19 protein-coding genes and 1 pseudogene are annotated in these 21888 nt (G+C 60.1%); 4 read left to right on the top strand and 16 right to left on the bottom strand.

Annotation, left to right across the window (positions count from 1 at the left end; genetic code table 11):
* Positions 1-2: 2 nt before the first annotated feature.
* The 7 genes and pseudogenes from ACFQND_RS10565 to ACFQND_RS10535 all read right to left on the bottom strand — a co-directional run bounded on the left by ACFQND_RS10565 (position 3) and on the right by ACFQND_RS10535 (position 7049).
* Positions 3-611, bottom strand: a complete 609-nt coding sequence (locus tag ACFQND_RS10565; protein ID WP_371437285.1) for a class I SAM-dependent methyltransferase — start codon at positions 609-611, stop codon at positions 3-5.
* A 98-nt stretch (positions 612-709) separates the two neighbouring features.
* A complete protein-coding gene (locus ACFQND_RS10560; RefSeq protein ID WP_371437284.1) occupies positions 710-1093 on the bottom strand; it encodes a VOC family protein in 384 nt (127 codons plus the stop codon).
* A 178-nt stretch (positions 1094-1271) separates the two neighbouring features.
* Positions 1272-1479: pseudogene (locus ACFQND_RS10555) on the bottom strand (tRNA-uridine aminocarboxypropyltransferase); the annotation flags it as partial.
* Between the two features lie 266 nt (positions 1480-1745).
* Entirely contained in the window at positions 1746-2759 is a 1014-nt protein-coding gene (locus tag ACFQND_RS10550; protein WP_371437283.1) for a hypothetical protein, read from the bottom strand.
* A 1-nt stretch (position 2760) separates the two neighbouring features.
* Entirely contained in the window at positions 2761-4311 is a 1551-nt protein-coding gene (locus ACFQND_RS10545) for an AAA family ATPase (protein ID WP_371437282.1), read from the bottom strand.
* 31 nt (positions 4312-4342) lie between these two features.
* A complete protein-coding gene (locus tag ACFQND_RS10540) occupies positions 4343-6121 on the bottom strand; it encodes a DEAD/DEAH box helicase (RefSeq protein ID WP_371437388.1) in 1779 nt (592 codons plus the stop codon).
* A 448-nt stretch (positions 6122-6569) separates the two neighbouring features.
* A complete protein-coding gene (locus ACFQND_RS10535; protein WP_371437281.1) occupies positions 6570-7049 on the bottom strand; it encodes an aminoacyl-tRNA deacylase in 480 nt (159 codons plus the stop codon).
* Between the two features lie 244 nt (positions 7050-7293).
* On the opposite strand from ACFQND_RS10535, the gene ACFQND_RS10530 reads away from it, so the two are divergent.
* Both ACFQND_RS10530 and ACFQND_RS10525 read left to right on the top strand, forming a co-directional pair.
* Positions 7294-7755 carry an Rrf2 family transcriptional regulator gene (locus ACFQND_RS10530; protein WP_371437280.1) on the top strand — a complete coding sequence of 154 codons (462 nt, stop codon included), beginning with the start codon at positions 7294-7296 and terminating at the stop codon, positions 7753-7755.
* On the top strand, positions 7718-8653 hold the full coding sequence (locus ACFQND_RS10525; protein ID WP_371437279.1) for an NAD(P)/FAD-dependent oxidoreductase: 936 nt from the start codon (positions 7718-7720) through the stop codon (positions 8651-8653). The genes ACFQND_RS10530 and ACFQND_RS10525 overlap by 38 nt, the downstream gene beginning before the upstream one ends.
* A gap of 21 nt (positions 8654-8674) precedes the next feature.
* On the opposite strand, the gene ACFQND_RS10520 is transcribed toward ACFQND_RS10525, so the two are convergent.
* From ACFQND_RS10520 to ACFQND_RS10480, 9 genes are all read right to left on the bottom strand, one after another.
* A complete protein-coding gene (locus tag ACFQND_RS10520; protein ID WP_371437278.1) occupies positions 8675-9754 on the bottom strand; it encodes a pirin family protein in 1080 nt (359 codons plus the stop codon).
* A 225-nt stretch (positions 9755-9979) separates the two neighbouring features.
* Positions 9980-10975 carry a Bug family tripartite tricarboxylate transporter substrate binding protein gene (locus tag ACFQND_RS10515; RefSeq protein ID WP_371437277.1) on the bottom strand — a complete coding sequence of 332 codons (996 nt, stop codon included), beginning with the start codon at positions 10973-10975 and terminating at the stop codon, positions 9980-9982.
* Positions 10976-10989: 14 nt separating this feature from the next.
* Positions 10990-11853 carry a hypothetical protein gene (locus tag ACFQND_RS10510; RefSeq protein WP_371437276.1) on the bottom strand — a complete coding sequence of 288 codons (864 nt, stop codon included), beginning with the start codon at positions 11851-11853 and terminating at the stop codon, positions 10990-10992.
* A gap of 65 nt (positions 11854-11918) precedes the next feature.
* Positions 11919-12773: a hypothetical protein gene (locus tag ACFQND_RS10505; RefSeq protein ID WP_371437275.1), complete on the bottom strand. Its 855-nt coding sequence runs from the start codon at positions 12771-12773 to the stop codon at positions 11919-11921.
* Positions 12774-12816: 43 nt separating this feature from the next.
* Positions 12817-14139, bottom strand: coding sequence for a TRAP transporter large permease (locus ACFQND_RS10500; RefSeq protein ID WP_371437274.1), 1323 nt, complete (start codon positions 14137-14139; stop codon positions 12817-12819).
* Between the two features lie 67 nt (positions 14140-14206).
* Positions 14207-14737 carry a TRAP transporter small permease gene (locus ACFQND_RS10495; protein ID WP_371437273.1) on the bottom strand — a complete coding sequence of 177 codons (531 nt, stop codon included), beginning with the start codon at positions 14735-14737 and terminating at the stop codon, positions 14207-14209.
* Between the two features lie 93 nt (positions 14738-14830).
* A complete protein-coding gene (dctP, locus tag ACFQND_RS10490) occupies positions 14831-15808 on the bottom strand; it encodes a TRAP transporter substrate-binding protein DctP (protein WP_371437272.1) in 978 nt (325 codons plus the stop codon).
* A 98-nt stretch (positions 15809-15906) separates the two neighbouring features.
* Positions 15907-17406, bottom strand: a complete 1500-nt coding sequence (locus tag ACFQND_RS10485; protein ID WP_371437271.1) for an indolepyruvate oxidoreductase subunit beta family protein — start codon at positions 17404-17406, stop codon at positions 15907-15909.
* The gene (locus tag ACFQND_RS10480; protein WP_371437270.1) at positions 17403-19589 is read right to left on the bottom strand and encodes a thiamine pyrophosphate-dependent enzyme; all 2187 of its coding nucleotides are present in this window, start codon (positions 19587-19589) and stop codon (positions 17403-17405) included. Before ACFQND_RS10480 ends, ACFQND_RS10485 begins: the two co-directional genes overlap by 4 nt.
* Positions 19590-19827: 238 nt before the next feature.
* Between ACFQND_RS10480 and ACFQND_RS10475 the strand changes: the two genes are divergently transcribed.
* The gene (locus tag ACFQND_RS10475) at positions 19828-20760 is read left to right on the top strand and encodes a LysR family transcriptional regulator (RefSeq protein ID WP_371437269.1); all 933 of its coding nucleotides are present in this window, start codon (positions 19828-19830) and stop codon (positions 20758-20760) included.
* 143 nt (positions 20761-20903) lie between these two features.
* Positions 20904-21887, top strand: a complete 984-nt coding sequence (locus ACFQND_RS10470) for a Bug family tripartite tricarboxylate transporter substrate binding protein (RefSeq protein WP_371437268.1) — start codon at positions 20904-20906, stop codon at positions 21885-21887.
* Position 21888 lies beyond the last annotated feature (1 nt).

Here is a 21888-nt window from a genome sequence, read left to right as displayed (position 1 = left end):
GCTCAACGGCTGCCCGCACATTCAAGCTCGAACAGCGGCACATCAAGCTTGCGGCTCAGCCACACACCGCCACCCAGATCGATCAGGCCCTCCTGCAGGCCGCGCCGGTACAACTCCGCCCGGTGGCGAAACAGGCGCGGGTCGGCCAGCGCGTCGTCAATGATGTCGCGTTCATAGTCTTCGCGCGTCGCGGCCTCCACATACAGCGCGCCCCGGCTCAACCTGCCCAGGTTGTGCAGGGCCAGCTTCAGGTCCGCCGGGCTCAGGTAGGACAACACGGCCTGGCAGATCACCAGGTCAAACGGCTCGGCCGATGCATAGTCCACCACCGAACCACGCTCCCAGCCAAAACGTTCACACAGGTATTCGCTGAACTCCACGCCCTGGTAACTCGCATCGGGAAAGTGTTTGGCCACAATTTCGCGCCACAGGCCAATGCCGCAGCCCACGTCCAGCACCCGCGTCACGGGTACGCGCAGGTACTTGAGGTAGCTGCAGACAAAGTTGCCCAGCCGCTCGACATGCCCCGGGTCCACCACGCTGGTCTTCTTGTCGAAGTAGTAGCGCTGGTAATACGCCTCGTCGAACCATTGATCACTTGCAGATTTCACGCACTTTCCTTCTTCCTCAGGCGCCGGCCACGGGCAAGGCGCCCGGCCGCATGCAGGGGAGTATGGCGCAGGGGGAATAGCGGGGTGCGCCAGCGGCCTTACTTCTTGGCGGGACGGTGCAGCGCGCAGAGCTTGTTGCCGTCGGGGTCGCGCAGGTAGGCCAGGTACAACATGCCGCCGGGGCCTTCACGAAAGCCCGGCGGCTCTTCGCAGCTGGTGCCGCCGTGGGCCACGCCCGCCGCGTGAAAGGCATCCGCCTGCTCAGGCGACTGCGCGGTAAACCCGATGGTGCTGCCATTGCCATGGTTGGCGGGCGCGCCATTGATGGGGGTGGAGATGGCAAACGTCCCGCCCGGGCTACGGTAGAAATAGCGGTTTTTGTTGGCAAAGCCCGGCGCAACACCCAGGGTGCCAAGCAGCGCGTCGTAAAACTTTTTTGAAACTTCCAGATCGTTCACACCAACCATCACATGACTGAACATTTGCATCCTTTGTTGAAACCCGGTATCGGGCGAAATATGACAGGGTGCATAGTACTGGCCTTGCCCGATGCCTGACCATCCGGTTGAACCGCAGCACGTAGCTTTACGTACCTCTGGCCACCTCAAACGGCCCTCACCCACCGCACCCGTTTACGCCATGCAGTCCAGCTCTTTCATCCCCGAGCTGCGTTGGCAGGGCCGGGGGCAAGCCACACGGCCGTGGCTGGAAGCAGGTGGCAACCGGCGCAGCGCTCCCCGCGCGGCCCGCCACGGGCAAGAAAGGGTTTGGGGCTGCGCGCAAAGCGCGTGGTGCACAGGCGGCTAACCGCGGGGGGAGGGCGTGGGTCGTGCTGCTGGTTGGGGTGCGGCTTGGATGAGCAAGGGATGCACTGTCGCAGTGGGGCTCTCCGCACACGCGGTAACCCAAGATCCTTAACCGCGTGCTGGACGGCTTTGAAAGCAAGCGCATCAACGTCAAGTGGGCAGCCAGCAGCAAATGCTCGCCAGACACCGCGCTGCGCTACATCAATGGTTTGCTGGCGCGCGGCGTTTTGAGAGTTCCAAGCAACGCAGACAGTGGGTTAAAGAATCAGAGCTAGTCATCGTATGCGCCGACCCGCAAGCCATGATCACGAACCACACCTACTGTTTGTCAGATGACGTTGAAGTGACATTCAGCATTTGCTTGCAGTTTGACTTCTTGTTGAGAGAAGTGGGAGCAGGCTAGAGTGTCGTTTCGCCAAACTACTGAATCTCGCTCAGCGGTATATCCGCCAAAGCTGTCCAAGCCGCGGTCAATACCAAAGACTAAATAATCTGTGCGAAAGAACCTTGCGTGTGCATCAGCTGAAAAATCGGAATCCTTAACTACGTAGCACTCAAGTTTTCGGATTCCTCCACCAGAATATCGAGTCGCCAAATTTTTTACAAATGCTTCAATTTCACGCTGCTCACCCGCAGTTATATTCCTGCTTTTGTTTTGTACTGCACAAATAAGCTTGACGTTTACCTGTCTATCGCGCGGTTTGCTGAAACAGTCATTTAAAAGTCGCGTTAGCCCGGAAATTTCTTTGTTTGAATACCTGCGCATATGGTGTGCAAGAATATATTTGTCCACCACTACTACATGATCTGCATTTTTCAGATGGTTTGTATAGCGACTATTCCATTCTGAGCCGCAGTTATCACCCTTGCTCAATGATCGGACTGCTAATTCCTGGGCCTTTGTAATATGGGTGGACTCACCCACGGAGTGAAACTTGCATAACTCCATTCCATTTAATGAAGTTTCAAAACGACTAGATTCATGAGTCCCCAATCCGCATACGGCTTCAGCTCGAGTTGGATCCAGTAGCGCAAGAATAAACTCTGACGCTAAAGGGGTCATATCCGATAGCTCTCCGTTTGGAAACGTGCCATCCCATGGAATGGATGAAGGTCGCCGCCGTGATGTAGATATGGCCGTTTGCCAAAGCTTTCTACATTCCTGTGGAAGACTTTCTAGAGTTTTGAAAAGTGCAGAGCCTTTGAGTGCATCGTGTGAATGGATAAGCATGCCGTGCTTACGCCATTCTTGGATAACGCGTCTATGGCAGGCAACAATTGCTGATAAATCGGGACCACTGCCAGTGAGTGCTTCCGGGTCAATTGAAAAGGAGATCAACATATTAAAAAAACATTTCAGAAAAGTTTTCCTCGAAAAATCCTCCTGGCCATTCGTCTATAAAATTCCCATTATTATCAAGTCGCAAATTTATAATGCGACTCCCGTTCTCTCCAGTCGGCTCCACGAAAACAACAGAAACGCTTTCTGCGGCAAGAGTTCCTTCGCGAATTCTTTTTTGAATACGGAGCATCAGTGCCTCGCTGTGAGTTTCGATAATCCATTGGCAACTGCTTGTACGAGCAGTCTCGATTAGAAAGTCAGCTACGTTGGCTTGTAGTCGGGGGTGAAGATGAATTTCTGGTTGTTCAATACAAATGGCTTTTTCGCGTCTATTTGCATTGTTTGAACGCACGGCAAGCGCCCCCTCAATAATGACTGGCAGCAGTTGCCCAATGCCAAATCCCACATCCGTTGCTGCAACCCAGAGTCCGGTTCTTTTGTCGCAAAGCTTTAACATAGCAAGATCACCAAGTACTTCGTTGCCAATCTCGTCGATCGCGACTGTGTAAGGGATCTCAAAAGTTTCTAGCCACTTATTGACGAAATCGATCACGCTGTGATCGTCGCTAGACTCCATACTCATATCGGTCTTGAGCGCCTCAACGGCGTATTCGCCACTGGATCCAATAGATCCTTGATATTGTTGAGACAACTCATATAGACGTCGAGGCCTACTTCGCAATGGACCGAGATAAGACATAGCCTCAAATTGGAGATTGAATTCTCTCGCGATTTGAGACAAGACTTGTGATGGTCCATCCAATATTCCAAGGTGAGACTCAGTGCGTCTTCCATCAGTTTGAGAGAGGTTTCTCACAGTGGTTGGGAGATATGTTGTCTTGCCGCTTATCGACGGCCTAAATCCCACTTGAAAACGGTTTTTTTCCTTGTCTGGAAAATCATCCAATTCGAAATAATCTCGCTGTATTTCTTCCCCTCTTGTGGGTGGCAGCTCGTTTAAGAAGCTTGAAAAAGCCCTCATATCGCTTAACGAATGAAACTTGAAAAAATTTATGGTGTTTCTAAGTTCGTTTGCATCCTCTAAGTCAAGCTCATCGCCGGTAATTTTTCTGGTGGGTTTGATATCTTTCACTAACGACATACTTAAAGTAGTACGAAGTTTTGAGATGATTTTGTATCTAATTTCGGCGACAGCAGGAAGTTTGGCGCGTATTGAATCTTCGCGATGTTCAAACCGAAGGCTGGTGTAAAACTCGTCGTTTTCGAGGAGGATCGGTCGGTAAATTCTTGATGCGGCTTGGGCGGAAAATTTGAATCCCACTTCCAAAGAAATAGAATTTTCGAATAGATGTTTGTGATGAATCGATTTGGACTGACCAAGGTCAACATACAGCCCTTTGGGGATAAGAACCCTATCTCTCAGCCCCTGATTGATTGGTGCTTGAACGGATTGTTTAAGCAACAGAAGCGCTTGAATAATCGAACTCTTTCCACCAGAATTAGGTCCATAAATTAACGTTATTGGAGCCAAATCGAAGCGTTGTTGACTACCGAAAACTTTAAAGTTGGTGAGTGCAAAAGTTTTTATCATGGTCGTTTGTTATTTGTGAAAATTTCAGCGCTTAAGAGTAATTTGTGATCAGTTTTTGCCCGAAGTCCGCAACTCCGCTAACGGTCACCAGCAAGCTATGGGTGGCTCTGGTTGCGGCAACATAAAAAAGCCTCGCTTCCTCGCTCACGTCTTCGCCGGCATCTGGCATTTTTCCAATTCCTGCTAATGCAACCACTGGAAACTCAAGGCCCTTGCACGCATGCATGGTAATTACTTTAATCGTGTCGACATTCGGTTTGAAATCCCCCGAAGACTTGCGAACCTGGTACGGCAGCTTTCTGCGAGCTAGCGCGCTCGCACACTCTTCCATCACTGAGTAATGCCGGCAAATTATCGCCATGTCGCCCCAGGCATGACCTTCTTTGTGTGCATCGCTTAGCAATTCGGCAATCTTGTTGGCCTCATCGCGTAAGGTCGGCAAGTGAATGATTAGTGGTGTCTGTCCATCACGCCCGCAACTAATGGGTTTGAGCAGCGGAATGCCATCGTCGTCCTTGTCATCGGCCGTCAGCAGATCGGCGGCAATCAGGCTGGCGGTTTGCAAAATCTGTTTGGTGTTGCGGTAGTTGATCTTCAAGATGGTCGTGCGGCCTTGCGCCTGCACGCCCACGCTCTTGAAACTGAAGTTTTTCTTGCGACTGCGTTCGTAAATGCTTTGAGCATCGTCATAGAGCAACAGCAGACTGTTCGTGGTCGGGTCCACCATCTGCGTGACGAGCTTGAGCCATTCGGGGGCGAAGTCGTGGCCTTCGTCAATCAGCACGGCCTGGTACTGGCTGCTGGGGATGTGCTTGCGGTCAACAGCGCGGATGACACGGTCAACCAGCTCTTCCGAGAACTTGGGGCCTTGGGGTGGCATGGCCTGCCCCGAGTATTTGAGCTGGTCATAGCACCATTTATGAAAGTGCCGCACATGCACCGTGCCGCTCAAGCCCTTGGCGTCCATCACGCTGTGCAGCTTCACGCCCAGCGGCTCGTTAAAACACAGGATGAGGATGGGTTTGCTGCTGGAGGTGCTGGCCTGCGCCAGGTACTCGGCGCGGTAGCCCAGAATCATGGTTTTGCCCGAGCCCGCCACGCCGTGAATCACGCGGTGGCCATCGCCCAAGCTGCGAGCCAGTTGCTCTTGCTGCAAGTCCATCACACGCATGATGTCGGGCAGTTCGGCGTCTTCATTGCTGTCGTCGAACAGCACACCGCTTGTTTGCACGCGCACTTCAGGAAACAGAATCCAGCGAACCCGGTCAAGTTGCGGCAGTGACATGACGCCGCGCATCATGAAGGGGAACATGTCCCACAAGCGGCTCTGCAGTTCTTCGGCGTCCACTCTCTCCAGCATTTCATCGCTGCAAATAACCTGATGCGGCTCAATGATCTGGTCCAACTGCCCATCCGTGAATTGCTTGCGCGTCATATTGGGAAACACGACGCCATAACTCCAGGGAAACGCCAAGCCGCCTTGGTATTTTCCGTCGGCATGCACAAGCTGCGGGTCGCGTTTGAGTGCATCCACCACGGCATGTGCATATTGCCGGGCTTGTTCTGCGGGGTTCGGCTGTGTCTTCAGCATGCCGTCAATAAAGACTTGCCAGCTTTGCTTGTTGGCGTGCTGAATGGTGCTGGTGCTCCAGTCCTTCACTTCCAGAATCAGCAGGCCACGCCGAGGGTGCATCACCACGAAGTCGGGATGCAAATGTTTGAGGCCAATCGGTACGTCGTACCAAAGCAGGTAGTCGTCATCAAGCTTTTGCTCAAGCCGCTCTGCCAGCCGCCGTTCGCCACCGGTCATGCGTGATACGCAAGTCCCGATGGAGGGAATAAGAGTCGCCAATTAGAAGTCCTCGCTCCGCCAACACCTTTTGTAACAACTATCATGCGGGAAAAGAGGTGTCAGGGCTACAGGGTTTAGCCGGACTGTGCGGAACCGTGTTGCCTGCCCGTCGCGATCTTGATTTCATATAAAAAGGCCTGTAGCCCAATAGATATGAGCGCAGCTAGCTATCAAAAAAGTAGTCGTAGGTATTGCTACCTAGCAACCAGAGTCCGGAATTTATAAGGTTTGACCCTCCCGGTCGGCGTGGAATGCCTGCAGCGCGCTATGTTTTCAGGAGCAACGCCATTCAAAGATCCACTGTGAAAAATCTGGCCCAGTAGTCGTCGCTGATACAGCATTGCGTGAGCGCGATCACCCCGCCGCCAGCCACGCGGCAAGGCGAATCAGCGCGACCCTGCAAGCCTCAATGCGTCGGGTACTTGCAGAACTGGCCGTGCGGCTGCGCGCGCATCAGGGCGTGGAAGTTGTCGTGCGACATGCGCAGCAGGCGTTCGTGGTCGCCGCCTTCCATGTAGACGATTTCGCTTTCTTCAAGCTCGTCATCCACTACGGTTTCAATGCCCCAGGGCATGCCGATAGAGGGCACGGCGCCGGGCTCGCAGTCTGTGAACAACATCGCAACGCGGTTTTCGTCGGTCAGCCGCAACTCCCTGCGCTGGAGCAGGCGCCCCAGCTCGCCCACACGCACGGCCTTGTCGGCGGGGATCACGGCCATCACGTAGCCGTCGTCGTCTTCAAGAATCACCGACTTGGCCAGGTGGCAGGCCATGACGTTGGCGCTGCGGGCGGTCTCCGCACTGGTGCGGCTGTGCGCATGCGCGACAACCTCATAGCGCGCACCGCGCTGGTCGAGGTAGCTGGCTAGGTTTGAGGAAATGGACATGGCAGCCTCCTGGAAAAAAATGGATCTTCCGGGGCCAGATGGCGGTTTGGCCCGTATGGATCGTTGACAGGCTCCAAACAGTTTAGGCCGATTAATACCGCGTTGCCAGTGGGGTGTTGCAGGCGGGGCGGGCGGCGGCAGATTCTTGCCCGCCCGCCTATAGCCCTGAGGCAAACCGGGGTTTTTTGCCGTGCGCCGGCGCGGGCAATACCTGTTCATAAAATCATGCAACATGATAAGTTACATGAAATCAAAAGGCCGGCTTTCTGCCGCCCTGCACGCCCTGCTGCATATGGCCGAGCGCGGCACACCCATGACGTCGGAGGAGCTGGCCCAGTGCCTGCACACGCATGCGGTGGTGGTGCGGCGCACCATGGCCGGCTTGCGTGATGCGGGTTTTGTGGTGTCCGAACGCGGGCATGGCGGCGGCTGGGTGCTGACGCGTGACCTGGCTTCAGTCACCTTGCTTGACGTGCACATGGCCGTTGACGAGCCGCCGCCGGGTGCCGCGCTGGTGACACCTGTCGTGCCCGAGTGCCTGGTGGAGCAGGCGGTGCTCAAGGCGCTGGATGCCAGCCTGCGCCAGGCCGCAGACCTGCTGACCAAGCGGCTGGGGCAAGTCACCCTGGCTGACCTGGCCAGGGACTTCCACGCCGGAATGGCGAACCATGCAAACCATCAAAAGAAAGCTGGCCATGCTGTATGACGCGATCATTGTGGGCGGCAGTTTTGCCGGCCTGTCGGCTGCGCTGCAGATTGCGCGCGCCAGAAGAAACGTGCTGGTCATTGACGCCGGTTCCCCGCGCAACCGTTTTGCCTCGCACGCACATGGCATGCTGGCGCAGGACGGCAAACCCGGAACGGAAATACTGGCCACTGCTGCGAAACAGTTGCTGGCCTACCCGACGGCGCAGATTTTCAAATGCAAGGCCACGGCTGTAACCCGCAAGGGCAATGATTTTGTGGTCGAGGTTGAAGACGGCGCGCGCTGGTTCACCGGCCGCCGTCTGCTGCTGGCCACCGGTGTTGCCGACAACTTGCCCGATGTGCCGGGCCTGCAGGAGCGCTGGGGCAGCACGGTGCTGCATTGCCCGTATTGCCACGGCTACGAACTTGGCGGCGGGCCGATTGGTGTGCTGGGTGTGAGCGCGATGTCTGTCCACCAGGCCCTGGTGGTGGCGGACTGGGGCGACGTGACGCTGTTTGCAGGCAAGGCCGTCAGCATTGATGACGAGCAGCGCGCCATGCTGGCGCGGCGCAAGGTGAAGGTCGAGCCTGTGGCCGTGGCGGCGCTGGAGGGCGATGCACCTGCCATCGACGTTGGCCTGGCGGACGGCCGGCGCATCGCCCTGCGTGCTGTGTTTGTAGGCGGTGGTGTGCGGCCCGCCAGCCCGTTTGCGCAGATGCTGGGTTGTGCGATGGATGAAACACCCATGGGCCAGACGGTGCAGACCGATGCCCTGAAGCAGACCACGGTCCCGGGCGTTTATGCGGCCGGCGATGCTGCTGGCATGCGGCACAGCATCAGCCTGGCTGTGGGCGATGGTGCGCTGGCCGGGACCATGCTGCACCAGTCGCTGGTGGCCGAAGACGCGCGCGGCTAACGCCTTGCGGCGTGAGTTGCTTCAGCCGCTGACGGCCTCTTTGCCTGTGGCTTCGCTGTGCGGGCGTTCCACATGCCCGCCCGGATGTTTGGCAAAACGTGCCGGGTCGCGGCCGTGCGTGGGCGCGTGGTCTGGCCAGGGCCAGCCGCCGAACTGGGTGCGCTGGTAGTCCTGCATGGTTTGCATGATCTCGGCCTGGCTGTTCATCACAAACGGGCCGTACTGCACCACAGGCTCGCCAATCGGCTTGCCCTGCAGAACGAGGAATTCGCTGACGGTGTCGCCGTTGACCAGCTCAACTGCCGCGTCGGCACGCAGCTCGATCGCACCGTTGGCCTTGATGGCCTGGCCGGCAACGCTGACCGATGCGCCCTTGAAGAAATACAGCACGCGGTTTGTGCCCTGGCTGGCGGCGGGCAAGGTCCAGCGGGCGCCGGGCTCCATGCGCAGCGTCCAGATGGCCAGGTCGGCCTGCTCGCGCGAGGCCCATGAATCGGGCGGCGGCGCCAGCGGGGTGATGGGCTCGGCTGCGGCGCTGGCCTGCAGCTTGCCGGCCACTACTGAAATATGGGTGGCGCGGCCCTGCTCGTCTTTGGCAACGGTATCGGGGATGTCTTCGGACCAGAACATCTTGAAGTGTGGTGGCGCCATCTTTGAGGCGGCGGGCAAATTCAGCCAGATCTGGAACAGCTCCATCGGGTTGGGTTTGCCCGTGTCCAGCAGCGGGAACATCTCCGAATGCACGATGCCCTTGCCGGCCGTGAGCCACTGCACATCGCCCCGGCCAAAACGCGCCGTGGCGCCCAGCGAGTCGGAGTGGTCGATCAGGCCCTTTCGGACGATGGTGACGGTTTCAAAGCCGCGGTGCGGGTGGCCGGGAAAGCCGGGCACGGTCTCGCCGTGGTACATGCTCCAGCCGTCCTTGCGGCTGAAGTCCTGGCCCATGTCGCGGCCGGCCAGCGAGGCCTTGGGGCCCATGTCCGCATTGGCCTCGGGGTAGGCATCGTCGTGGTAGACGCAGAACAAAAACGGGTCCAGCGTTTCCCAACGGTGGCCCAGGGGTTTGATATTCAGGATGGGGCTGGCGGTGGCGGTAGACATGGTGCGGGCGGGGCCTTTCTGCCTTCAGGTTTGCAAAGAAAACACATGAGGGTAACCGCATCTTCTTTCAAGCGCTTGCCTGGAGCGGGCCTGGAGCCGTCAGGCTGCCGTTTTGGCCGGTTTTGGCCGGTTTTGGCGTGTTTTCAGTATGAAAAGTGCCCGTGGCCGCCGTCAATAGCGCGCCACCAGCTATCAAAATGATAGCGTTTTCCTGTGTCCGCGCGTTTATTCGGGCTCGATACCGGCCTTTTTGGCGAGCCTGATGTTGAGTTCCACATCCTTGTGGATGAACTTGTCGAACTCTTCCGGCGAGACGGACCACGGCTCTATCGACAGCGCGGCCAGTCGCTTCTTGACCTCGGGGGTGTTCAGCGCGGCCTGGATGGCGGTGTTGAGCTGCTGCACCACCGCTTTGGGCATCCTGGCGGGGCCGACAACGCCCCACCAGCCGCCGGCCTCGATGTTGGGAAAGCCCTGCTCGGCCAGCGTTGGCACCTCGGGCAGGAAGGGGGTGCGCTGCGGCGACAGAACGGCGACGTAGTTGAACTTGCCGCTGCCCTTCATCGCCAGCGTCGAGGCAATCGTCGTCACGCTGTAGTTGACATGGCCGCCCGCCAGGTCGGTCATGGCAGGGCCGGTGCCCTTGTAGCTGACCGAGACCATCGGCAGGCTGGTGGCGCCGGCCAGCATTTCAGTGGCCAGGCGGGTTGAGGTTTCCGCCGAGCCGAAGGACAGGCTGTCCGGCGTTTTCTTGCCGGCGTCGGTCAGGTCCTTGAAGGTCTTGACGTTGGTGACGGACGACGACACCAGCACCAGCGGCGAGCGGCCCAGCGTCGCGATCGGCGTGAAGTCGGTGAAGGTGTCGTAGGGCAGCTTCTTGAAGGTGGCCGGGTTGGTGGTGTGGCCGTTCTGCAGCACCATCAGCGTGTAGCCGTCGGCCGGTGCGCGGGCCACCATTTCCGAAGCGATGGTGCCGCTGGCGCCGGCCTTGTTTTGCACGACAAAGGGCTGCTTGAGCGCTGCGGCGAGCACGTCGCCCAGCACGCGGCCAATCGCATCGGTACCGCCGCCGGGCGTTGCCGCAACGACGATCTGCACCGGCTTGCTGGGGTAGGCCTGCGCTGTGGCGTCAAAGGCTGCGCTGCCAAGACAGGCCAGTGCGGCGAGCGAAGCCAGCGCGCTGCGGCGCGGGATAAAACCTTGCGTTGAATTCTTGTGCATGGCAGTCTTTCGGATCAGAAGCGCGGGAACAGCAGCACCATCGCTTCGGTCAGCGTGGTGGCCGTCATGGCTGCGGATTCGCCGGGGCCGAGGTCCACGGCGGTGTGTGCATACCAGCTGTCACCATCACTGCTGCCGTTGCCGAACCGGCCGGTGCCGCTGCGTACAAAAAGCAACTGCTGCTGCGGTTGTGCGGGCAGCGTGTAGCTGGCGCCAGGCTGCAGCTGCACAAAATAGACCTTCACGCCCCTTTCGGTGAAGCTGCCGATGTCCTTGGCCGCCACGCCGGGGTTGCCTGCAAGTGCCTGCCATTCAAAGTTGGGTTCGCGAAAGTGGATGGCGTCCATAAAACGCGGCTTCTGGTATTCAATCGGCCGGCCGCTGTGGTGCTCCCAGATGGCTTCGTAGGCATCCTGGTTTTTGCGGCCGTCGGCGGCGGGGCTGTGGCGTTTGTAGATGCCGCCTTCAAAGTCGCCGTGGGCCTTCAGCGCCTGGGCGTTTGTATCGTGCTGGCCCATGCTCATGTAGCCGTTGCCCGAGGGGCCGCCGAACTGGATCACCATGGTCAGGCTGGGCTTGCCGACTTCTTCCTGGTTTTGCGGGCCGTAAAACGTGCCCTCGGGAAAGTAGGCGAGGTCGCCGGGTTCGAGGTTGCGTTTGGGGCCGATGTTGGTCGAGCCGTCGAGTGCAAAACGCACCTGGTCAAAGTTGTGCCGGTGCCGTGGTGACTGGAAACTCGGGTCGGTGTCGGCCAGCAGCAGCTGGTAGTTGGCGGGCGAGCCTTCCCGGCCCTCGAGCAGGGTCTTGAACTTGATGACGCCGCCGCGCGTGGAACGCACAGGGCCCCAGGGAGTGGTTTCGGAATGGGCTAAACGCATGCTTGTCTCCTGTTTCTGGAATGGTGGTTCGCTGGACGGGGGAGCGGGGTTGCGGGCTTTTTGCCTTATGGACTGGTTTCAAATACCGGGTGTGCAAACACCAGCAGCTTCGCCGGCTCCTGTGGTGTCAGCGTTACGGTCTCGCCTTCTTTCAGGTGCACGACATCAAAAGGTTCGAATGTTTTGTGCTGCCCTGTTGCGCCGCCGGCCTGCACCTGGCCTGCGCCCTGTTCGACAAAGCAGGACAAGGGGCCTTCAAGCTCAAGCGTGGCTGCGGCTGCAAGCCGGTACTGGGCCACTGCAACGGTCTGGCTGCCGAAGTCCCAGACCTGGCGCCGCTCTATACCCCGGCAGCCGGCCTGCCACGCCAGTGCTTCGGGGTTCATCAGCACGGGCTTCTGGAAGCGCTGCGGCGGGTAGACCATCTTGCGGCCCTGCGCGTATTCCCAGGCGGCCTGCAGGCTGTCCATGCCCGTGCTGCCGGTGTCGCCGGGTGCGAAGTAGCGGCCTTCACTGAAGCGGCCGACTTTGGCAAGGGCATCCACCGCGGCCACGCGCTGCGCCTCCGACATATAACCGGCGCCGCTGGGCCCGCCTATCTGCAGCACCAGCTGTATGGTTTCGTCCTGTGAGGTTTGCGGGCCATAGGGCGTGCCCTCGGGGAAATAGGCCACCGCGCCGGGCTTCATCACGCCGTCGGTTGCAAAGTCAAACTCGCCCTGAATCTGCACCCGCACCTGGTCGAAGTTGTGCAGGTGGCGCGGCGAGAAAAAATCCGTCTGCGACCACACCAGGCGCAGAAAGAAATTGCCCGGCGTGCCGGGCACGCCCTCGCCCAGGTCCTTGTAGCGGAAGGTGCCGACGCGGTGGTTGATGCCGCGCGTCTGCAGTTCGGTATCGGCATATCGGACCAGTTGCATGGAAGCTCTCCGGTAACGAGGACGCTGAACGGTGGGTGGCTCTCTATCCGATCAGCTGGGGCAGCCAGGTGGCAATGGCCGGTATCCAGAACACGGCAGCCAGCAAAATCAGGCTCATCGCCACATAAGGCACCACGGCCATGAAGATGTGGCCCATGGTGACCGAGGGCGGCGCCACGCCGCGCATGGTCATCAGCAAAAGTCCGTGCGGCGGCAGCAACAGGCCCAGCTGCATGCAGATCAAAAACATCACGCCGAACCAGATCGGGTCTATGCCCAGCGCCTGCACGATGGGCATGAAGATGGGCAGGGTGATCATCATCATGCTGACCTGGTCGACAAAGATGCCCAGGAAGATCAGCATCAGCATCATGCCCACCACAATCATGTTGGTCGACAGGCCCTGGCCGGTGATGAACTGCACCAGGCCGTTGCTGGCACCCGAGAACGAGAGGATTTGCGCAAAGGTGGTGGCGCCCAGGATGATGAACAAAATCATGCCCGAGATGCCGGCCGTGCCCTTGAGCGCCTTCAGCACGGCGTCCACGGTCAGCGCGCGGTAGCACAGGGCCAGCAGCATGGTGGCAAAGGCACCCAGCGCGGCGCATTCGGTGGGTGTGGCCCAGCCGGCGGCCAGCGCACCCACCACCACACCGAAGATCGACAGCGTAGGCAGCACATAGCCGAAAAACAGGCTCCAGCGCGCCCAGCCGCGGTGCTGCGCCGAATCGTCCTGGTCTATGGGCGCGAGCTGCGGGCTGATGCTGACGCGAATCACAATCCACGCCACAAAGGCGATGGACAAAATCACGCCCGGCACCACGCCGCCTATCAGCAGCTTGGAAATCGAGATGCCCGACAGCGAACCCAGCAGCACGGTGAGCGCCGAGGGCGGAATCAGCATGTCCACTGCGCCAATGGCCATGATGGGGCCGGCGGCAATCGTCGGGTGGTAGCCGCGCGCCAGCATCACCGGCAGCATCAGCGAACCCAGCATGGCGGTGGTGGCAATCGTCGAGCCCGAGATGGCCGAGAACACGGTGCCTGCAACCACGGCCACCACGGCCAGGCGGCCGGGCACATGTTTGATCAGGCGCTCCACGCCTTCAATCACTTTCAGCGCAAGGCCAGTGTGAAAAAGGATCTCGCCCATCAGCACAAACAGCGGAATCGGCGTGAGCGAAAAAGCCGTGACCGAACTCACGCTGCTGCGCGCCAGCTGCATCAGCCCGGGCTCGCCGCCCATGTACAGCCAGGCACCGATGATGTTGATGGCGATGAATGTCAATGCCACCGGCATGCCAATAAACAGCAGTACGGTGGAGCCGCCCAGCATCAGCCAGGCGGCTATGCCCCAGGCGCTCATGACAGCACCCTTGCGCTACGCGCTGCCGCCTTAGCGGGAAATTCGCCCTTGGGGCGGCCCTGCGGGCTCATGCTGCGCTCACCGCGTCGTTGCGCGGGCCGCGCTCGCCGCGTTGCAGGCGAATCATGCGAAAGATCATTTCAATTCCAAGCAGGACAAAAATAAAAGGCAGGGGCGCCAGCGCCCACCACTCGGGCGTGACCAGGGTCTTGATGTTGACGGCGCCCGACAGGTAGCTGGACCAGGCGGCCTGCGTGCCGAACCAGGCAATCACGATGCAGCAGGCAAAACCGATCACGTCGCCCACCCATTCCAGGTGCCAGGCGAGCCGGCGCGGGATCGCCTGCAGCATGATGTCGACCCGTATGTGCTGGCCCTGGCGCAGCAGCCAGGGCGCGACACACATGGTGATGAGGTAAAGCATCAGCTCGGAGATTTCGGTGCTCCAGGCCAGGCCTGTTGGCAGGCCCCGAACGGCCAGGTTGCGCAGCGCCACGTCAACCACAATGAGCATCATCATGGCCATCAGGATGGCGCAGCCGAACAGGGCCAGGCGCTCCAGAAAACGGCCGTAAAAAAGCGAGATCCGGTCTATCACTTGGTGTGTTCCTGAATTAGGGCCTGTTAACACTATGTTTTCACCGCGTTCGCACTCGCAAACATAGTGTTAACAGGCCCTAGCCCCAAGGGCTTATTTGGAAAAGAGTGCTTTGAAACGCGCAGCCACTTCGGGGCTTTGTTTGGCGGCACCGGCCCAGCCCACTTCATAGGCCTTGTCGTAAAAAGCCTTGGTCGCAGCGGCATCAAACTTGATGGTCTGGATGCCGGCTTTTTCCTGGCGTGCGGTTTCTTCCTTGCCGTACTGGGTCCAGAAAATGTTTTGTGCTTCCAGCGCCAGCAATTGTTTCTGCAGGTAGTTGCGCTGCGCATCCGTGAGTTTTTTGTAGGCCGGCAAATTCATGGTCAACGAAACTTCGGCGTCGTAAAAACCGGGGTCCACGCGGAACTTGGTTTTTTCGTTCCAGTTCAAATCGAAGATGCCGCCAATCGGCCAGCCATAACCATCGACCACGCCACGCTCCAGTGCGGTGTAGACCTCGCCCGGCGGCGTGGTGACCACGCTGGCATTCAGTGCCTGGAAGAAGTCACGGTACACCGGCGAGATGCGGATCTTCTGGCCGGTCAGGTCGGGTTTGTCGATCTTCTTGTTGGTATAGATGTGAAAGGGCTGGTTCTCCACCATGCGCGCCAGGTACTGCGTGTTGCCCTTTTCGTTCCAGACCTTGTTGATCGCATCAAACGCACCGTTCTTGCGCTGCTCGGCAACGGGGATTTGTGTGAGCTTGAGGAAGTCTGCCTCGGGCATGACGTTGGTGTAAAACGCACCGGTGTTCATGGCCATGTCGACCACACCGGTCTTCACCGCATTGCCGGCCTCAAAGGTTGGTATGGCCTTGGGGCCACCCAGGAAATTGATTTGCAGGACACCCTTGCCTTCGGTGTTGACCTTTTGAATCCAGGGCAGCAGGCGCTGCACGTAGATGCCGTTTTCAGGGAAGGCGCTGACGAGTCGCAGCGTGACTTCCTGCGCGAGTGCACCGGCAGAAAAGCTGGCGGCCAGCAGCAATGCTGCGGCGGTGCGGGCGGGTTTGAAGGACGTGATCTTCATTGTGTTTGTCTCCTGTTTTTAGTTGGGTATCAATGATCCGGTTTGCACAAAATCCCGTCAATGCGGGCTACTACCACTTCGTGCGGTGGCTTGTTGATTTACACGGTAGCCGCCAGCATTTGTTCCAGCGCCTTGCCGCTGTCATCGGCAAGCGCGGCCTGGCTCAGTGCATGCAACTGCTGCGCGCCTTGCGGCATGGTTTGCAGTTGCGGCAGCTTGGCCATGACACGCTGGTAGCTGCGCCAGCCGCGTGCATGGGTGTCGCCATAACCTTTGACCAGCCGCTGCGAGCGCGCCACCTCCAGCGCAAGCGCCGGTTGTGTGGGGGCCAGCCGTGTGATGGTGGCCAGCCAGTCGGCGATGCGCTGGTGTTCGACCTGGAAACGCAGCGAGCGTGGGCGCAATGGGCGCATGGCGGCAATGATGTAGAGCAGCAAATAACCGCGTATTGAACTGGTCTGCACGGTACGGCCCTTGCGCGTGAAGGGCTCGACGCAGGCGCATGCCCAGGGCGTGGCAAGCAGCCAGCGGCCCAGTCCGGCGGGCAAGGTGTCGGCAATTTCTTCCACACGCGGATGCAAATATTCATTGATGCCCAGGTGTTGGGCCTGGCTCAGTTTGACCTCGCCACCCACGCGCTCAAAACGTGAACGACGTGTCTTGAGGTCGGCCACACGCACAGTGTCTTCATACGACATCCACAGCGCGAGGTGCCGTGCGGTGTCGTCCATCAGTTCTGCGGCAAGCTTGGGGTCTGCCGGCAGGCTGGCCAGCAGCGGCTGCAGGCGGTCCAGGTAGCTGGCGGCATATGCCACGTCCTGGTAGTCGGCCGCACGTGTGATGCCGGCTGCCAGCGTGGCGTGGTTGGCCGGCGGAAAGTCTTGTTGAATACGCTGGGCCAGCGCCGCCAGACGGGCACCCACCGCTGGCATGGGTGTTACCGGCGCAGCAACCAGCGCCGGTGCCGGTGTTTGCTGCGCGACTTCAAAGCCTGCGACAAACGCTTTCAGGCTGGACTTCACGCCCACACCGCCGCGTGTGATGGTGTCCTCAAACTGGGCACGGGTAAAGGGCAGGCGGCCGGTGGCGGCCAATGCGCCATACAGGGCGGGGGCGATCAGGCTGCCGGTGTCTTCGGCCAGTTGGGCAAAGTCGGCGCTGACAAACTGTTTTGCGGCAGCGCGGCCGCCTTCGAGCAGTTTGTCGGAGTCGACGCGGCCGTCGCCCATGGCGGTGCGTTCGGTCATCGAATACACCCGGTGGGTTGATGCAATAAAGGTGGTGCGGTCGGCGGTGACCAGACCGCGCTGCAATGCGCGGCCGGCTTCCATCAGCTCCGACGCAATCACGATGTCGACTTCGCCCGGCACCGGGCTCAGTGCCATGATGGGCAGGCGGCCCGGGGGCGCGCCTGCCTCGGGGAACATCTCCAGGTAGTACACCGTGGCGCCTGTGCGTTGTGCCACGCCGGGCACCGAAGTGGTCTGCGCGAAATAACCGTTCTGTTCGGCCAGGTCGACCAGCCAGTCGGCCAATACACCGCCGCCTTCGCCGCCCATGGCAAGGATAGCGATCGTTATCGAATGTGAAGTGTTCATGCCGCAATCCCTTCCAGCCGACGCTCGATGCGGTTTTGCAGCCAACCGATCACGCTTGTACGCAGGCGCAACTTGAAGCGGTCCCAGGCCGTCGGGTTGTTGATGATCTCGGCACGGTAAAACGAAGGGCACAGCACGGCGGCATGTGCCACTTCACCGCACAGGCCGCAGCCTACGCAGCTGTCTATCACGGTCGCAATCGGGTCGCGCCGCAGCGGGTCGGGATTGGGCTTGATGGTCAGCGAGGGGCAGCCCGACAGGCGTATGCACGAGTGGTCGCCGGTGCAGGTATCGGGGTCTATGCCGAAGCGCTCGCGCACCACACGCTCGCCGCCGGCAATCTTCTTGCGGATTTGCGGTTTGATGCGGCGCTGGCGATTGAGCTGGCATTCGCTTTGCGCAATGATGACCTTGGGGCCTTTTTCTTTTGTGGTCAGTGCTTCGCGCAGCACGTCGCGCATCTGCGTCAGGCTGTAGGTGTTGGTGACCGTCCTGGTCCACTTCACGCCCACGCCGCGCACGGCTTTCTCGATCGGGTTGTTGGTGCTGCGTATCGGGCTGATGGCTTTGGACGAGAGCACGTCCTGCCCGCCGGTCGCTGCCGAGTAGCCGTTGTCCACCACCATCAGGACGTTGTCGCTCTGGTTGAACACCGCATTGCCGACACCGCTGGTCAGGCCGTTGTGCCAGAAGCCGCCGTCGCCCATCATGGAGATCGTGCGTTTCGAGGTCTCCGTGGTGTTGAAGGCCGAGGCGCCGGCCCAGCCCAGGCCGTAGCCCATGGTGGTGGCACCTATGTTGAAGGGCGGCAGTATGGAAAACAGGTGGCAGCCGATGTCGCAGCTCACATGGTGCTGGCCCAGCTCGCGTTCAATCAGTTTCATCGCGGTGAAGATGGGGCGCTCGGGGCAGCCGGTGCAAAACGAGGGCGGCCGGCCCTGCACTTCGTCCGACGCGGCCTTGATGGCAAATGCCTTGGGGTTGCCGTCCAGCACGGCCAGGCCGCTGGAAGCGGGCCGCGCCGCCAGCGGCAGCTCGCGGTCCTGCAGCAGCTCGGGTGCGTAGATTTCAAGAAAGCGCGCCACGCCCTTGAGCACCACGCCGCCGGTGTACTCGCCCACCATGGGCAGCACATCCTTGCCGTGTACTTTGGTCTGTATGTCTGCCTTGCGCAGCATGGAGTTGACGTTCTGCTCTATGAAGTCGGGCTGGCCTTCCTCCACCAGCAGGATGCCGCGTTTGCCGGCGCAAAAGCGCTTGAACTCGTCGTCTATCAGCGGGTAGGTGATGTTGAGCACATACAGCGGCACCTTGGATTCGCCAAAAGCATCGGCCAGGCCCAGCAGTTCCAGCGAGCGCAGGACGCTGTTGTAGAGGCCGCCCTGCATGACGATGCCGAAGTCTTTGGCATCGGCTGCGAAAAATTCGTTGATCTGGTGCTGCTGGATGAACTTCACCGCAGCAGGCCAGCGCTCGGTGATCTTCTCCTGCTCCTGCGTATAGGTGGCCGGCGGCAGCACGATGCGGCTGGCATCACGTTGCGGGTTTTCAATCGCGTCTTTCAGCGTGAAGCTGGGGCGCTTGTTGGCCTTGGTGGCAAAACGCCCGTGTACATGGCAGGCGCGTATGCGCAGCTCCAGCATCACCGGCGTGCGGCTGGCTTCGGACAGCTCAAAGCCCATCTCGACGGCACGCACAATGCTTTCCAGGTTGGGGCGGGGGTCTATCAGCCAGACCTGGGACTTCATCGCAAACGCGTGCGAGCGCTCCTGCATGATGCTGGAGCCTTCGCCGTAGTCTTCGCCGACGATCAGCATGGCGCCGCCGGTCACGCCGCCGGATGCCAGGTTGGCCAGCGCGTCTGAGGCGACGTTGGTGCCGACGGTGGACTTGAAGGTCACCGCGCCGCGCAACGGGTAGTTGACGGAAGCGGCCAAGGTGGCGGTGGCGGTGGCCTCAGAGGCGCTGTGTTCAAAATGCACGCCAAGGTCCTGCAGGATGTCGTTGGCGTCGGTCAACACATCCATCAGGTGCGAAATCGGTGCGCCCTGGTAGCCGGCCACATAGGCCACGCCGGATTGCAGCAAGGCCTTGGTGACGGCCAGGATGCCTTCGCCGCGAAACTCGTCGCCTTCGCCCAGGCGCAGCTTCTGGACCTCGTTGGTAAATGAGCGTTCAGCCATGGCGCATACCTGCGGCGTGGGGCTGAACAAGGGCTCTGTGCTGAATCATGGTCGCGATTTTTCTGTACGTGGGGTAGCGGCGGGCAATGGGGTGCGCCCGCTGGTTTGGGGCAATTTACGCAGGTCGGAGTCATCCGGCAAATGGATTGTTTGGATGGAGCACATCCATTTGGTGAATAATTCGGTGAAACCCTGAGAAGCATTTCCGCATGGAGAAACCATTGATGGAGACGAGCACATGAACTTCCGCCAGCTTGACCTCAACCTTTTGCGCGTGCTGGCGGCGATTCACCGCACCGGCTCGGTGACCCGGGCCGGCAAGGCCTTGTCGCTGTCGCAACCAGCCACCAGCAATGCCCTTTCGCGCCTGCGGGATTTTTTTGAGGACGAGCTTTTTGTGCGCGCACCCTCGGGCCTGAAGCCCACACGCCTGTGCGAACAGCTGGCGCCGGCTGTGCTGGCGCAATTGCTGGCGCTGGAAACGGTGGTGACGGGCCATGAGGATTTCGAGCCCGCAGCCAGCGGCATGCACTGGCGCCTGTCCCTGTCGGACCTCGGGGAGATGCTGTTCCTGCCGGGGCTGGCGGGTGCGCTGCGCAGCGAGGCGCCGGGTGCGCGACTGTCCAATGTCTCGGTGGCGGCAACCGATGTGGCGGCTGCGCTGGAGGCGCGTGAAATTGACCTGGCGATAGGCATTCTGCAGCCGCGCCACCGCGGCATAAGGACGGAGATGCTGTTTCGTGAAAACTATGTGGCCGTGGCCTCGCCGCATTGGCGCCCGGCATCGGGCCGCAGCGGCCGTACGCTGACGGCGCAGCAACTTGCCGATGCGGCCTTTGTGGTCGCATCACCGACGGCGACCTTTCACACCAGCGTGGAGGAAATGCTGGTGCGCATGAAACTCGAAGACCGCATCGTGCTCCGCGCACGCCACTTCGGCGCCTTGCCCGAACTGGCGCTGACCTCGGACCTGCTGTCCATCGTGCCGGAAATGTATGCCCGCAACCTGCGTCAGCGCTACGACTTCAGGGTCTGGGGCATTCCGGGTGCGCCGGCTTATGAGGTTCGCCTGGTCTGGCACAGCAGCACCGACAAGGACCCGGCGCACCAGTGGATGCGCGAGCTGGTGTACCGCCTGTTCAGGCGCCCGCTGCAGGCCGGGGCTGTTTGACATGGCCTGAGTCGCCGGCAGTGCCCGCAAACAAATCAGTAATAATCAAATCGCGAGAGGGGAGTGTTACCGAGTCAGGCTGGCAAAGTATCAGGCTGTCGGATCAAAGGTGTGACAGCCGGTTCTTTTTCTGGAGCGACCGCATGACCGTGTTCAAGACTTCCCTGGCAGCGCTGCTGCTGGCCTGCACCGCCATGGGCGCCGCGCCCGCCGCGCTGGCGCAAAACTACCCCAACAAACCTATACGCATCGTGGTGCCCTACCCGGCCGGTGGCGGCATCGACGTGCTCTCGCGTGTGATCGGCGAGCGCCTGGGCCGCAGCCTGGGCCAGCCGGTGCTGGTGGACAACAAACCCGGCGCCGGCACGCTGGTGGCGGCTGAATTTGTGGCGAGAGCCCCGGCCGACGGCTACACGCTGATGGTCACCACCGACTCCACGCTGACCATCAACCAGCACCTCTACGCCAGGCTGCCTTATGACCCGGTAAAGGACTTTGCGCCCATCACGCAGCTGGTGGTGCTCAACCAGCTGCTGCTGGCCAATCCGGCCGTGCCCGCGAACAACCTCAAGGAGTTGATTGCCTACGCAAAAGCCAATCCGGGCAAGCTCAACTACGCCTCCTACGGCAGCGGCAGCCAGCCGCACCTGGCGATGGAGACGCTGAAAGCCCAGGCCGGCATAGACATCGTGCATGTGCCCTACAAGGGCATTCCGCAGGCCGTGCCAGCAGCGCTGGCCGGTGAGGTGCAACTGACGTTCTCCGGCGCGGCCTCATCGCAGGCCTTTATCAAGGCCGGCAAGCTCAAGGCACTGGCCGTGGGCGGCAAGCAGCGCATGGCCCTGCTGCCCGATGTGCCCACCTTCACCGAATCGGGTTTTCCGGATGTGCCGTCGAATGCCTGGTTTGGCCTGTTTGCACCAGCCGGCACGCCGCGTGACGTCGTGATGAAGCTGCACGCCGAGGTCACGCGCATCCTGAAAGACCCGGAGTTCGTGCAGAAGGAAATCGTCGCCAAGTCTTACGACCTGGTGGCCAGCACGCCGGAAGAGTTTGCCGCCTTCCTGGTGGCCGACAGCGTGCGCAACGCACGCGCCGTGAAGATCTCCGGCGCCAAGGTCGAATAGC

The sequence above is a fragment of the Polaromonas aquatica genome (genome assembly GCF_042659145.1).
In the GTDB taxonomy this organism is placed as follows: Bacteria; Pseudomonadota; Gammaproteobacteria; order Burkholderiales; family Burkholderiaceae_C; genus Polaromonas; species Polaromonas aquatica.
This window is presented reverse-complemented; position numbering and strand designations above follow the sequence as displayed.

What these genes read in the sequence shown, in the direction of transcription:
- ACFQND_RS10510 (WP_371437276.1), bottom strand. Translation starts at nt 11,853, where the DNA reads ATGCGTTTAGCCCATTCCGAAACCACTCCCTGGGGCCCTGTGCGTTCC.
- dctP (WP_371437272.1), bottom strand. Translation starts at nt 15,808, where the DNA reads ATGAAGATCACGTCCTTCAAACCCGCCCGCACCGCCGCAGCATTGCTG.
- ACFQND_RS10520 (WP_371437278.1), bottom strand. Translation starts at nt 9,754, where the DNA reads ATGTCTACCGCCACCGCCAGCCCCATCCTGAATATCAAACCCCTGGGC.
- ACFQND_RS10505 (WP_371437275.1), bottom strand. Translation starts at nt 12,773, where the DNA reads ATGCAACTGGTCCGATATGCCGATACCGAACTGCAGACGCGCGGCATC.
- ACFQND_RS10525 (WP_371437279.1), top strand. Translation starts at nt 7,718, where the DNA reads ATGCAAACCATCAAAAGAAAGCTGGCCATGCTGTATGACGCGATCATT.
- ACFQND_RS10515 (WP_371437277.1), bottom strand. Translation starts at nt 10,975, where the DNA reads ATGCACAAGAATTCAACGCAAGGTTTTATCCCGCGCCGCAGCGCGCTG.
- ACFQND_RS10550 (WP_371437283.1), bottom strand. Translation starts at nt 2,759, where the DNA reads ATGTTGATCTCCTTTTCAATTGACCCGGAAGCACTCACTGGCAGTGGT.
- ACFQND_RS10500 (WP_371437274.1), bottom strand. Translation starts at nt 14,139, where the DNA reads ATGAGCGCCTGGGGCATAGCCGCCTGGCTGATGCTGGGCGGCTCCACC.
- ACFQND_RS10480 (WP_371437270.1), bottom strand. Translation starts at nt 19,589, where the DNA reads ATGGCTGAACGCTCATTTACCAACGAGGTCCAGAAGCTGCGCCTGGGC.
- ACFQND_RS10470 (WP_371437268.1), top strand. Translation starts at nt 20,904, where the DNA reads ATGACCGTGTTCAAGACTTCCCTGGCAGCGCTGCTGCTGGCCTGCACC.
- ACFQND_RS10540 (WP_371437388.1), bottom strand. Translation starts at nt 6,121, where the DNA reads ATGACCGGTGGCGAACGGCGGCTGGCAGAGCGGCTTGAGCAAAAGCTT.
- ACFQND_RS10545 (WP_371437282.1), bottom strand. Translation starts at nt 4,311, where the DNA reads ATGATAAAAACTTTTGCACTCACCAACTTTAAAGTTTTCGGTAGTCAA.
- ACFQND_RS10530 (WP_371437280.1), top strand. Translation starts at nt 7,294, where the DNA reads ATGAAATCAAAAGGCCGGCTTTCTGCCGCCCTGCACGCCCTGCTGCAT.
- ACFQND_RS10485 (WP_371437271.1), bottom strand. Translation starts at nt 17,406, where the DNA reads ATGAACACTTCACATTCGATAACGATCGCTATCCTTGCCATGGGCGGC.
- ACFQND_RS10560 (WP_371437284.1), bottom strand. Translation starts at nt 1,093, where the DNA reads ATGTTCAGTCATGTGATGGTTGGTGTGAACGATCTGGAAGTTTCAAAA.
- ACFQND_RS10535 (WP_371437281.1), bottom strand. Translation starts at nt 7,049, where the DNA reads ATGTCCATTTCCTCAAACCTAGCCAGCTACCTCGACCAGCGCGGTGCG.
- ACFQND_RS10475 (WP_371437269.1), top strand. Translation starts at nt 19,828, where the DNA reads ATGAACTTCCGCCAGCTTGACCTCAACCTTTTGCGCGTGCTGGCGGCG.